Source organism: Rossellomorea sp. NS-SX7, from assembly GCF_052828565.1.
The window spans coordinates 1,628,761-1,642,005 of record NZ_CM128249.1 but is presented as its reverse complement, the minus strand read 5'-3'; the positions used below and the strand labels follow the sequence as shown (position 1 = coordinate 1,642,005).

Annotated in this window: 12 protein-coding genes and 2 other annotated features; of the genes, 4 read left to right on the top strand and 8 right to left on the bottom strand. The window is 40.1% G+C overall.

The genetic code is table 11. The features are described from left to right. Positions 1-112: 112 nt before the first annotated feature. Positions 113-1,315: a threonine--tRNA ligase gene (gene thrS, locus ACUXV2_RS07970; RefSeq protein ID WP_446246478.1), complete on the bottom strand. Its 1,203-nt coding sequence runs from the start codon at positions 1,313-1,315 to the stop codon at positions 113-115. A gap of 46 nt (positions 1,316-1,361) precedes the next feature. Then, positions 1,362-1,577: a binding site (T-box leader), on the bottom strand. A gap of 88 nt (positions 1,578-1,665) precedes the next feature. Further along, positions 1,666-1,880: a binding site (T-box leader), on the bottom strand. A gap of 196 nt (positions 1,881-2,076) precedes the next feature. Here thrS and ACUXV2_RS07965 point away from each other — a divergent pair. Together ACUXV2_RS07965 and ACUXV2_RS07960 are read left to right on the top strand one after the other, a co-directional pair. Then, on the top strand, positions 2,077-2,406 hold the full coding sequence (locus ACUXV2_RS07965) for an NIPSNAP family protein (protein ID WP_446246477.1): 330 nt from the start codon (positions 2,077-2,079) through the stop codon (positions 2,404-2,406). Beyond that, positions 2,403-3,056 (top strand): YdcF family protein, encoded by a 654-nt coding sequence (locus ACUXV2_RS07960; protein WP_446246476.1) that lies wholly within the window; start codon positions 2,403-2,405, stop codon positions 3,054-3,056. The genes ACUXV2_RS07965 and ACUXV2_RS07960 overlap by 4 nt, the downstream gene beginning before the upstream one ends. 94 nt (positions 3,057-3,150) lie before the next feature. Here ACUXV2_RS07960 and ACUXV2_RS07955 read toward each other — a convergent pair whose 3' ends face one another. After that, entirely contained in the window at positions 3,151-4,008 is an 858-nt protein-coding gene (locus ACUXV2_RS07955; protein ID WP_446247021.1) for a YitT family protein, read from the bottom strand. A gap of 416 nt (positions 4,009-4,424) precedes the next feature. Here ACUXV2_RS07955 and ACUXV2_RS07950 point away from each other — a divergent pair, with 416 nt between their 5' ends. Continuing rightward, the gene (locus ACUXV2_RS07950) at positions 4,425-5,429 is read left to right on the top strand and encodes a DMT family transporter (protein ID WP_446246475.1); all 1,005 of its coding nucleotides are present in this window, start codon (positions 4,425-4,427) and stop codon (positions 5,427-5,429) included. A gap of 141 nt (positions 5,430-5,570) precedes the next feature. Further along, entirely contained in the window at positions 5,571-6,830 is a 1,260-nt protein-coding gene (locus ACUXV2_RS07945) for an ATP-binding protein (protein ID WP_446246474.1), read from the top strand. Positions 6,831-6,902: 72 nt separating this feature from the next. Here the strand turns inward: ACUXV2_RS07945 and ACUXV2_RS07940 are convergent, their stop codons facing one another. The 6 genes from ACUXV2_RS07940 to ACUXV2_RS07915 all read right to left on the bottom strand — a co-directional run bounded on the left by ACUXV2_RS07940 (position 6,903) and on the right by ACUXV2_RS07915 (position 13,235). Then, entirely contained in the window at positions 6,903-8,753 is a 1,851-nt protein-coding gene (locus ACUXV2_RS07940; RefSeq protein ID WP_446246473.1) for an LTA synthase family protein, read from the bottom strand. After that, the gene (locus ACUXV2_RS07935; protein WP_446246472.1) at positions 8,753-10,366 is read right to left on the bottom strand and encodes an aminotransferase class V-fold PLP-dependent enzyme; all 1,614 of its coding nucleotides are present in this window, start codon (positions 10,364-10,366) and stop codon (positions 8,753-8,755) included. Before ACUXV2_RS07935 ends, ACUXV2_RS07940 begins: the two co-directional genes overlap by 1 nt. 58 nt (positions 10,367-10,424) lie before the next feature. Continuing rightward, positions 10,425-10,982 (bottom strand): glycerol-3-phosphate acyltransferase, encoded by a 558-nt coding sequence (locus tag ACUXV2_RS07930; protein ID WP_446246471.1) that lies wholly within the window; start codon positions 10,980-10,982, stop codon positions 10,425-10,427. Positions 10,983-11,088: 106 nt separating this feature from the next. Next, positions 11,089-11,805, bottom strand: coding sequence for a YwaF family protein (locus ACUXV2_RS07925; protein ID WP_446246470.1), 717 nt, complete (start codon positions 11,803-11,805; stop codon positions 11,089-11,091). A gap of 211 nt (positions 11,806-12,016) precedes the next feature. Further along, entirely contained in the window at positions 12,017-12,814 is a 798-nt protein-coding gene (locus ACUXV2_RS07920) for an alpha/beta fold hydrolase (protein ID WP_446246469.1), read from the bottom strand. 265 nt (positions 12,815-13,079) lie between these two features. Next, entirely contained in the window at positions 13,080-13,235 is a 156-nt protein-coding gene (locus tag ACUXV2_RS07915; RefSeq protein ID WP_446246468.1) for a hypothetical protein, read from the bottom strand. Positions 13,236-13,245: the final 10 nt, after the last annotated feature.

Sequence of the window (13,245 nt, the reverse complement as noted above, 5' to 3'; positions counted from 1 at the left end):
ATGATCCCATCCTTCTTCCCCCTTTTTTAAAAATTGCAAATTTCCCTTCAATTAGTCTATATAATATATAAGTCACCGTCAAGAAAAAATACACATATATTCCATTTATTTTCTATTTCTTCATTTCATCCATCACATATTGAATGACTGCTTCAAGACTAAATACCTCGGACTTGCCTTCACGATTTCTCAAGGAAACCTTCCCTTCCTGGCTTTCTTTATTTCCGACAACCATTACACAAGGTACTTTTTCCAGCTGTGCCTCCCTTATTTTATAACCGATTTTTTCACTGCGGTCATCTACTTCCACTCTGATTCCCTTATGGGACAAATGTTGTTTCACATGGAGAGCGTACTCCATTTGTACCTGCGATATCGGAAGAATCTTTACTTGTACCGGGGCAAGCCACAGTGGAAAATTCCCTTCATAATGTTCAATGAGTATGGCCATGAAACGCTCAATGGAACCATAAATGGCACGGTGAATCATGATTGGCCTGTGTACTTTATTATCTTCACCAATGTATTCACAATTGAATTTCTCGGGCATCTGGAAATCAAGCTGCACAGTACCGCACTGCCAGCTGCGTCCGATGGAGTCTACAAGATGAAAGTCGATCTTTGGTCCGTAAAATGAGCCGTCCCCTTCATTGATTTGGTAATCTGCATTTCTACTCTGCAGAACTCTTTCCAAATCTTCTTCGGCTTTATTCCACATCTCTATCGATCCCATATATTCCTCTGGGCGAGTGGACAGTTCAATTTTATATTGAAATCCAAACTTAGCATAAAAAACATCAATCAAATCGAGAACGTTATTCAGCTCCGATTGGACCTGATCCTCCAGCACGAATAAATGTGCATCATCTTGAGTGAAAGTCCTGACCCTGAGCAGCCCGCTTAATGAACCGGAAAGTTCGTGTCGATGGACCAGTCCAAGCTCACCATAACGGATCGGCAGTTCACGATAGCTCCTTCTCTTGCTTTTATAAATCAATACGGCCCCCGGACAATTCATCGGCTTGATTGCATATGATTGATCATCAACTTTCGAGAAATACATATTTTCATGATAATGCTGCCAGTGTCCTGACTGTTCCCACAGCTCCTGTTTCATCATGACCGGTGTCTTTATTTCCTCATATCCTGCTTTTCGATGCTCTTCTTTCCAGAACCTCTCAAGCTCATTTCTGACAACCATTCCCTTAGGCAGGAAAAACGGCATACCCGGTGCTTCCTCCATTGACATAAATAATTCAAGCTGCGCACCAAGCTTCCGATGATTCCTTTTTTCTGCTTCATTTTGAATTGACATGATCATCCCTCCTAAAAATAAATAAAAAAACCGCACTCATCCCCAAGCAAGGGACGTGTGCGGTCGTGGTTCCACCCTAATTCCGAAGCGGTCTCGCTTCGCTCAAAAAAGATAACGGTCTGACCCGATTATGGATACTGAAGGTTCCCCATAATTGCTCTGAGGTGGTGAATCATTCCTATTTCTTCAGGGCTCTCAGCCGGTGACCCCGTTCTCTGGAAAGAAAATCTAAAATGACCCATGTCCTCTTCATTGCTTTTAATCATAACTCTTAATGTATATATGCTGTTGTGAATCAACTACCAAATAAATTGGTCCATTCACAAACAAAAGACCGCACTCATCCCAGTACAAGGGACGTGTGCGGTCGTGGTTCCACCCTAATTCCGAAGCAGTTTCGCTTCGCTCAAAAAAGATAACGGTCTGACCCGATTATGGATACTGTAAATTCCCCATAATTGCTCCGAGGTGGTAAACCATTTCCATTTCTTCAGGGCTCTCAGCCAGTGACCCTGTTCTCTGAAAAAAAATCAAAAATGATTCATGTCCTCTTCATTGCTTTACAGATAGTATATTCAAAACTTTACCAAATCGTTAAAAAGATTATATGGCAGTATTTTCTAATAGTCAATACACCAATTAAATAAACTTTATAACATCACGAAAAACGAATAAACATTAACAAAACAGAAAAAACGTTTAAATAATAGTTGAACAAAAAAGAACAAACGTGTAATATTTTATTCAAGAGGAGGAATATTATGGTATATAGAATGCGGACTTATCAAATTGATCCAGACAAACTTGAACGTTTCAGCGAGTTTTTTCATAACTATTTACTGCCAAACCAGCTTCGATTTGGTTCCAAATTGGTGGGACGATGGGTGAATTCGGATAAGACATCCATTATGGCCATCTGGGAATATAAAGATCTGGCACAGTACAAGTCCATAGAGGAAAAAATCAAACGAACAAACCTGCATAAAAGAGCGCAAATCAGAAAAGATGAGCTGGGTCCCCTATTTTTCTCCACACACCAAGAGTTCTGGGAGATGACAAGCGATTACAGTATGTTAGGAGGATCAAGATGAAACCAGTCATACCCAAAGAATCTGAAATGCCCCAGTTGAATGAAGAACAATTGAAACAAGTCACTGAACTTACCTTTTTCCAGAGCATTCAGCCAAAAAGGTGTGATGCTATCTTTATCTTTAGCGGAACCCATCCAGGTCATTGGGAAAAAGCAATCGAGGCCTACAAACTGAATCTTGCTCCAAGAATCATCGTGACCGGGGGGAGAAGCTTGACTGGCACAGCCCATCCTGAATGGGAAGGGCAGCGCTCTCATTCTATCACGGAAGCATCTGTGATTATTTCTTACCTCCTGCAAGCCGGTATACCCCAAGACAAAATCGTATATGAAGATCAATCGGCGAATTCCCTTGAAAATGTACTATTTGCAAAGGATATCATTGATTTTTCCGAGATAAAATCATTGTTGGTCATCTGTAAAAGCCATGTAGCAGGCAGGCAGATCAGGACACTCATGAAGCATTTCCCACCTGACTTAATTTATATTCCATTTACATTCAATGCGACATATCAGAGTGAGGAAATCAACCGTGAAAACTGGTTGAATACAGAAACAGGACGTAAAAGAGTTTGGGGGGAATACAGGAGAATCATTCACTACGGTCAACTCGGTCATCTTGTCTCACCCGATGAAGAATTGATCCTGTGACACAAAAAAAGAAAAACGCAAACGACAGAAGTCATTTGCGTTTATCCTTCCTTAATATAAAAGCGCGGTAATCAAGGCGCATCTTTATTTTTCATTAATGAATATCAACTTTCTTGAACCTGCCCCCTCTTACTTCAGCTATATCAGCAATCGCAAGGAATGCCGATGGATCGTGTTCAGCCACGATATCTTTCAGCTTTGCTTCTTCCAGTCTGGTAATCACACAAAAGATGACTTTTTTATCATCCCCTGAAAAAGCCCCTTCTCCCTTAAGATATGTAACTCCTCTCCCTAATCGATGGAGGAGCGCATCACCAATCTGTTCGTAATTCTCACTGATGATCCAGACAGATTTAGATTCATCCAGACCCTTGATGGTGATGTCGATCATTTTAAAGGCTACATAGTAAGCAAGCAATGAGTACATGGCCCGATCCCAGCTAAAAACAAAACCTGCGCTTGATAATATGAACAGGTTTACAATCATGATGATTTCCCCGACGGAAAAAGGGAGTTTTTTACTCGAAAGTATGGCGAGGATCTCTGTACCGTCAAGTGATCCCCCGTAGCGAATGACCATTCCCACCCCTATCCCCAAGACGATTCCGCCAAACAGGGATGCGAGCAGTATATCTTGTGTAAAAGCAGGAACAGGATGTAGAAAGAGGGTGGTAACCGAGAGGATGATGATACCGTAGAGAGTTGAAAATGCAAACGTCTTTCCTATCTGCTTATAACCAATGAAAAAGAAAGGAATGTTTAGGATAAATATATATAGTCCAAGTTTCAGGCCGGTTAAGTGGGAGAGGATGATTGAAATCCCTACAATACCTCCGTCTATAACATTGTTCGGTACAAGAAAGATTTCCAGACCGACCCCCATAATGATGGCTCCTATCGTAATCAGGATTACCCTCTTCACCATTTCTTTCCGTGGGATCTTTCTATGCATGACTTGAGGACGTTCAAGGATTTCAGCTTCGTTCAACCTTATCAACCCCCTAATAGATCTATTCATGAATGATTGACCACTTCATTTTGGATTCCAACGTGTTTCACTTATATAGTATATATTCTAGATTGCATCGAAAATACCTGCTGCAGTAAACGGGGAACACGACTGCCAATTCGTTTTCATCTGGGGTGTTTTCTCTAAGATTGTTGTTTTTCGTAAGTGTTTAGGAAATTCACATAAATTGCGTGCACGTGCTTTTTTCTAATTCAACTCAAACGGACAGCTGATGCACAATCCATAATAATATATGTAAAACAACCCAGGCAGGGGGAATAGCCATCACAAAAGAGTATACTATTTTGTTATAAAAGTTTAATATATTATACAATATATGTCTGAAAAGGATGAGAAGCATGAAAGAGATGATGTTAGGTATAATGGCCTCGATGTTTTTTGCCGTGACGTTCATTTTGAACAGATCAATGGAGCTTTCAGGCGGAAACTGGCTTTGGAGCTCCTCGTTAAGATTCTTATTCATGGTACCCTTTCTTCTTTTGATTGTGATGGTAAGGAAAAACATGAAGCAGGTCCTATTGGAAATGCTAAGAAGTCCTCTACCATGGCTGGGATGGAGCTTTGTTGGATTTGTCTTGTTTTATGCACCTATTACCTATGCGGCTGTGTATGGTCCAGGCTGGCTTACAGCCGGAACCTGGCAGATAACGATTGTAGCCGGGACACTCCTCGGGCCCTTATTCGTTCAAAAGGTCAATACATCTTCCGGAACAGAAATGGTACGTCATAAAATACCGCTGCGTTCCCTTTTCATTTCTTTCTTCATTTTGTCCGGAGTCATACTTATCCAGATCCCAAACGCTCAAGGACTTTCTATGAAAATGGTGATGAGCGGCATCATTCCCGTTGTGCTGGCGGCATTCTGTTATCCCCTCGGAAACAGGAAGATGATGGAAGTATGCGATGGAAGATTGGATACTTTTCAACGGGTGTTTGGTATGACAATAGCCACAGTCCCTTTTTGGCTGCTGATTGCGTCAGCTGGTTATATGCAGGTTGGCCTGCCTTCAGCTAGTCAGGTCCTTCAATCGTTGATTGTTGCGGTCTGCTCTGGTATCGTTGCAACCATTCTCTTTTTCATTGCAACCGACCGGGTCAGAAATCATCAGGGTATGCTTGCTTCCGTTGAGGCGACACAATCAACGCAGGTATTATTCGTCATGACTGGAGAAGTATTGTTGTTCTCTGCCCCAATTCCTGATGGAATAGAATTATCGGGGCTCGTTATCATCGTCATCGGGATGATTCTGCACAGCTTGAACCATTCTGGCATGGGTAAAAAAACGCATCTGCCAATTCATGCTAAACTAAAACATCGGCAAGGAGTGCCTTTCGAAAAGTAATGAAAGGATCATAATTACCTTGTAACCTTCACGGCACCTGGTGATTAAAGTACCTTTTGTACTTGTAATATTGTGCGAAATTTGGTATCTTATGTAGGTTTAGGATTATAATATGGTTTAAGATTTTATGGAGGCTTTCATTTGATAACACTTATCAAAACGTTGTTGGTTAATATCACCATTCTCTTTTCATTAACGTACAATGCTAATATTTTTTTTCCGTTCAAAGTTAAACAGATTCTATTTTTAAAGCATAAAATCACTTATGGCCTCATTGGTGCCTTCGGAGCATTTTTATGTATGCTTTATCCTATTGAAAAGCTGGGAAACACACATTTTGACCTTAGAATGATCGCGATACTGGTTGTCACTCTATATGCTGGCTGGATTTCAGGATCTCTTGTACTTTTGCTTGTACTGATCTACAGAACCATCATCGGAGGTCCTTTTGTAACGATTGGCTTAGTTGTTTCGATTCTTGCATTCATTGCCGCTGTCGTGTTTCGTAAGCTTTTTCTTACATCGGATAGCAAGCTGATGTGGAGCTCTATCATTTTCACAATCTATTCGACTATTTATTTTGTCTGTATTTTCATTTACGTCCCTATTTTAAATACAGCATTTTATTTCGTATACTTCGGTATTTTCTATCTTACATTCGTTTCAATGGTTTTCATTATTGAACACTTGATCAAGACAAATAAACAGATAGAGGAAATGATGTACTTAGACAAATTGAATATGGCAGGGCAAATGGCAGCCTCCATCGCTCACGAAATCCGCAATCCCCTCACTACGGTAAGAGGGTTCATCCAACACCTTGCAGAGGATACAAAAGATAAACAATTCAAAAGATATTCACCTCTCATCCTGGATGAATTGGATCGAACGAATAAGATCATTACCGACTATTTAAACGTGGCAAGGCCAGGTAAATACCATCTGACCAGATTGAATGTCGACAATGTACTTCATGATTGTGTAGAACTTTTAAGACCATTCGCCTCCTATTCAAATGTATCGATATCCTATCATAGAGCCGGGCGTCATTGGATTAATGGGGACGAACAGTATTTGAAACAGGCGATCATGAATGTAATAAAAAATGGTATAGAAGCAATTGAAGGGCAAGGAGACGTGAAAATCGAAGCGAAAGAAAATCCTTCCGCTAATCAGATCGTCGTGACGATTTCTGATGATGGGAAAGGTATGACACATGAGGAATTGAAAAAGATCGGCCTCCCCTTCTATACAACCAAATCAAAGGGAACCGGACTGGGCAGCATGGTCACGAATAAAATCATCCGTGAAATGGATGGAATGATTGAATACGAAAGTGAACAGGAGAAAGGAACGAAAGTGAAAATCTCCTTTCCATTGGATCATAAAAAGCTGCAATAAAAAGAAGCTCAGACATTCGTTGCCTGAGCATTCTTCTTGAACTGATGGTTTACATAATAATGTTATGATCATCTATTCGATGAATCGTAATAAATCCCCATAAATGATATCATCTGATATTCCCAGTTCTTTTCTAGCGATTTCTTTATATGGTTTGCATTGGTTATCAAGCACAGGCTGCCCTTTCTTCCGGCTGTAACAGACATTATCTTTATATACGTATTTCTCTGTGACAAATCCTCCATCACGAAAAATGACCGGATGATTCTTCACTCTGGTAAACAAGTTGTGGCCAAAAGAAAGGTTTTCTTTCGATTCTATGCCAAGTAAGTGAAGAATGGTAGGACGGATATCAATTTCTCCACCGATTGATGATATGGTCTTCCCCCCTGATCCAGGCACATGAATGATAAGAGGAATCTGCTGAAGTTTCACATGATTCATTGGGGTGTCTTCCATACCCATTAACTCCATCACACCTGATTCATATTTTTCTGAAATGCCATAATGATCTCCATACAACACAAAGATCGAGTCATCATACATGCCTTTTTCCTTCAACTTGCCAAAGAATCGTTTGATCGCCTCATCTTCATAGCGAACGGTTGTGACATACCGATTGACGACATCCACTTCGGTCGTTGCTTGAGGGATGAATTGATCTTCCTCTTCCAATAAGAAAGGGAAATGATTTGTCAAAGTAATGAAGCGAGTATAGAATGGCCTTGGCAAATCTTGAAGGTAAGTAATGGACTGATTGAAAAATGGTATGTCCTTTATCCCATAATTAACGGAATTTTCTTCTGTCACCTGATAATCTTTCTTAGAGTAAAATCGATCATATCCAAGAGAATCATACATGGTCTGCCTGTTCCAGAAGGTGGCATCATTTCCATGAAATACGGCTGAGTAGTAATCACCGTTATCCTTCAAGATATGAGCCATTCCCTTGAATTTGTTCTCAGGATTCCTTACAAACACAGAGCCGCTCGCAAGCGGGTAAAGCCCTGTATCAATCATAAATTCCGAATCAGACGTTTTTCCTTGAGCGGTCTGGTCGTAAATTTGATTAAAGTAATAACTGTCTTTTACAAGTGAATTCAAAAATGGAGTGATTTCTTCTCCCTCGATTTTTTTGTTGATGACAAAGTTTTGGGTCGACTCCATACTGATCAGGATGACATTTTTCCCTTTTGCTATACCAAATAAATCAGACTGATCATTATTCTTTGATTTTGTATAGTTCAGTGGTGAATTTGTGTCAGTTTGAGATGCGACTAATGGATTGAGATTCACTCCGAGTGCATAGGCTGTGTCAAACACATGATAATTATAAGGACCGATTGCGGTAACCATCTGTTCACGATCATAAGCTTCTTGAAACAGATATGGACTTTTGATCAGACCAAGAGCCACTGTCAATATGACAACTGCCAAGCCGGCAGACAAATATGTCAGTTTTTCCTTTGAAGTAAAGAAAGGCATCCCTCTTCTTTTATTCAGATACCATCCGGCAGCAATGACATCAACAAAAAGCAATAAATCCCAGGGACTCATCAATTCAAAAGTACTTGGACCTATCCCCCCGACATTTTTAAATTGAAATAAAATTGGAAGGGTTACATAATCCGTATAAAAACGAAAATACAGTACATCTGCATATAGGATCCCGGTGGTAATCACCATGGTCAGGAATAACGTAAATGCATGAACCTTCCTGCTGAAGTAAAAGCTGAAACCCACTGCAATCATTAAAGATCCTATTGAATTAAAAAGAAGTAGACAGAAGTCGAGAAATGAATGTATCGAGATATTGAAGCCCGCAAACATGACGATCAAGGTTTTCAGCCATAGCAGAAGCAGGATGATTCCAATCAGTTTGAACGCTTTCAATCTAACAAGATATTGCTCTATTTTTCCCATTATACAAACCTGATTTCCTTTGCGGGACTTAGTACACCCTTAAGAACATCAATGGATTTCATCACTTCTTCTTCCCGCTGATATCCCATCAATGCAAGCTGGACCCAGTTCCTATTGAGTAGGTAATCACTTTCATAGCTGAGCAAGACTCCTTTATCCTTACATTCATCCCCGATAACCCTGCTTGATACCCCTGAAGGGATCTCAATCGTAATGACGCCCGGTGAAAAGCTTTCGTCTCCTATTATTGAAATATCCCATTCTCTTATCGTTTCCCTCACTACCTGGGACAATCGTTTATTCGCGGTCATATTGAGGTTCATCAATGCCTCTTTTAATGCCCCTGTCAGATTTGAAGAGTGTGTGAAGGGTATGCTGCCCTTCTCTGCATACATGCCTATATCCAAATATCTCGGTATAGATGGATGAGTAACAACTTCATCGCGGTGAAAAACGATTCCAAGTCCTGGATAAGCACCAATCCCCTTCCCGCTTACTGAAGTTGCTAGGTAAACATCTTGAAAATTCACCGGAATGATACCGACAGAACTGCATGCATCCACACATAATTCAGCCCGGTACTCTTTTGTCAAAGCAAGAATACCTTCAAGATCGTATAAATAGCCTGTGGATGTCTCACAGTGAACGGTCCATATCCATTTTGGCGCAAAATCTCTCAAAGATGATTCGATATCTGAAAGTGAAATATCTTCTCCCCATTGTTTTTCAATCGTCCTGAAAGATAACCCGCTTCTCGAGGCATGATCGATAAGACGATATCCAAACTCCCCGTTTGCAAGGATCAATCCTTCTCCGTTTAACAGCTTCAGCTGCTGAGCGGCCATGTCGTTGGTCATGGTACCCGTTCCCACCACGACTTCAGCATGATTCGCTTTTGTTAATTGACATAAAGCGAATTGAATCTCTTTCAATTCCTGAATAAAAGATGTACTTCGATGAGAGATGGAACCTTTCCTAAAAGCCCTTTGCACATCTGGATGAAGAGGAACCGGTCCCGGAAGAAAGGAATGTGACTCTGTACCGGCGCCATGATGTGAAGCTGCCCTCATCAATCTTTGAAAAGCCTTTGTCGATTGCTCAAAGCTCTCCTTCGTTATGTACATGGGCTGAAACCTTGCTCCTTCCTCCCCCACGAGTGATGCAAAAGGTATGAAACCAATTCTCCTGTACAGTTTTAGTTGACGGACAGTTCCTGAAATGAGAGCAAGATTATACCCTTTTTCCAAGCAGAATTGAACAAGTCTTTCACATAACCCATAAAAAACACGAGTACTTCTATATTCTTCCTTAACGGACAAAAGGCGTACTTCGCAAGGTACACTGTAAGCAGGAATATATACATCCAAATTTTGAAGTTTTTGATCAAGTGAAAAAGGACGATTCGCACGTACTGCAATCATCCCGATGATTTGTTCTTGTTTTTTCGCGATAATATATGTATTTTCATCATGAAACTTATCGACGAGCTGTTCCCTGTCATTCTCCTCATGCTGCGGGATTTCTTTTACAAAGGTTTGGTAATTCAATTGATTGATCTGTTGGAATTCGACTGATTCGGTTGCAATCTTATATACAAATGAGTGCTGCCCCATATATGTACCTCCTCTTGATGAAGTAAACTCCATGGTTCTTATGTGACGCTAGACGTTTTTATTTAAAATGAGACATTACCACTATGACAAACAAAAATAGGAGACCGCACGGTATGATGAATGAATCTTCAATCAAAAATACTGTAATAGGAATGGATGCCATTGAAAGAAAACCTGCAGCTTTATAGCGGCGTAAAAGACCAAATGATAGTCCCATGACAACTGCGGCTGCCCCTATGGCAATCGGTGATAAAAACAAGGCAGAAGCCAGGTAGACGACTACTCCTTTACCTCCATGGAACCCTAGCTGCACAGGGAATAAATGACCGATGCACAGGAAAACAGAACTGATGACCAGTGCAATATCACTTCCACCAAACCATTTCTGAATCATCATCAAAGTAACGAAAACTTTGACTGCATCAACCGACAAGGTGAGCAGGAAACCTTTCTTGCCAAGTATACGCCCTGCATTTGTAGCCCCGGCATTTCCGCTCCCCAATTCCCTGATATCTTGGCCGGTGAACAGCTTCACAATATAGTAAGCACCGGTCACACTTCCGGCGATATAGGAAACTACCATGATAACGACATACATACTAACTGCATTTCCCAAAGCTCTGCACCCTATTCTATAAAGATCCTTTTCCTTCATATTGACCATGTTCATTTTTTCAACAGAAAAGAGCCTAATTAATAGACGTTTATGATTTGATAAAGTTTCATTTTTTTACAATTTCTCTGATATAAAATGGAAGATATAACAAATAAAACAGAAATAGGGAAATAGCCTCCAATGATAATAAATACCAAGGATACTCACCTAAATAATCAATCGGACTCGGATTGATGGGTTTATGAGTGAGAAACATATAATTTGCTCCCAAAAGTACATTCATCCCATACACCCCTGCAGAAATCACATTCAATGCCAGAAATGACTTTATTGGGGAAAAGAAGGTTACTGTGAATTCTTCTACCCACACCATATACAAGCAGGAGAGCACGATTGCCGCATGTACGGTAAAAAACTGAAAATACCTTATATGAGGGAAACCAAAAAACAATTCCGGGGTGACCATGGCAACAAAGGCACCCGTCATGCTAGCAAAAAAAGTGATTTCGAATAGAAACCTGTTTCTGGTCAAAAGCATGATGATGCATAAATAAAGAGAAAGGGAACATAACTGAAAAGGAAGGTTTACAGCAAGGGACCAAACATCATTCACTGCATACCATATATGAAAAACGATTTCTCCTGCTGCCATCACCGAAATGAGCACCCATATTAACACCTTTTTCCCAAGGGCATTGAATTTGTTTCTGTACTGATATAAAAGAAAAACAAAGACAAGCAAAAGAATGATGGCACTTATATGTGAAAGTGAAAATAATTCAAATGGATATTTTTCGTATTGAAAATTCAATAAATCCTTCATTCATTTCCTCCTCTATTTCTATATTCTTGTTTCGTGCCTGTTTTTCCTTTTTTCTGTTAATCTCTGTTAAACGCTGCAGCCCGGTACCATTCATGACTGGACCTTATTTTGGATCAGATGAGCATTCACCTTCAATAAGCTGATTGTGACATTTCTCATTCATTCCTTAAATAAAAAAACCCATTTTACAGTAAGTAAAATGGGTTGAGTTTTATTGCACCTGTCTCAGCGGCAATCTTTGTTGACGGGAAAGGAATTCCAGAGCATAATGGTTGAACTCTTTAGGTTTTTCAACATTGCATACATGGCCGCAATCCTCTAAGAATATTTTTTCTGCAGAGGGATCTCCTTGTATATCCTTATCAAGAGCTTTAACAAATAAATGATCTTCTTTCCCGGAAATATACAGTTTCGGGATATGTGATGCTTTTTTCTGTACGCGCTGATAGGTCGATTTCACATAAGGGGTCAGCCTGTACCAGCTCAGAAAGTCATGTCGATTCATTTTCTGGGCTTCTCTAATGAAGAGTTTGCGTGAAATGGCATGATTTTTCTTCGGCATCATAATATACGCAAATATCTTATACAACCATATAAATGGAATGAATGATTTGATTGCATCCCCCAGTTTCAGAAGAATGGAAGCAAACGGTGTAAAGCGTGTGATGCAGCCAGCTAAAACAGCACTCTTCACACGATGGGGGTAACCCTGTAACAAAGCATGGATGAAGATAGATCCAAGGGATACCCCTACAAAATGAGCGCGTTCTATATTCAAATGGTCCAGTACTTTCAATACTTCGCGAAGATTTAACTCGATGGAAAATTCTTCTTTGTAGCTATTTACGCTTGGCGACTGCCCATGCCCGGGCAAGTGTATGGTAATAATATTATAATGTTTTTTAAATGCAAGGAGTTGTTTACCGAAAATACTCGAATTTCCTCCAATACCGTGGAGGAATACAACATATTCCTCGAATTCTCCTTGATGAACTCTATATTCCAGCATGTGTTCTCTCCTTCAAATGCACGAAACTTAAACCATTGGATGTTGCCGTAATAAGTATTGAGTTACCAAACACGGAATGATAACGCTCTATACATAATCTTTATTGTATCTTAATACTTGATGCATTGACATAGGAGAAGTGCAGAAAATTCGACTTTTTTGTGAGAATATTCGTATATCCCCTTACATATGGAAGACTCTCACAAATTCTGGTGGGGCTCCTATCAAAAAAAGGTCACCCAGCAGGCAACCTTGATGAAGCTTCTTATCTAATTGTATACAGAAACGATCGAATGTTTAAAAAGATAGAATTCAGTCTATAATCCAGCTGCTTTCTGAATGATGCTGCTTTAAATAAGCTGAAAACGAATACCAATAGGATTCCCACTAGATTCGAAAGAAAGATTTCACCTTTATTCATCATAATCCCC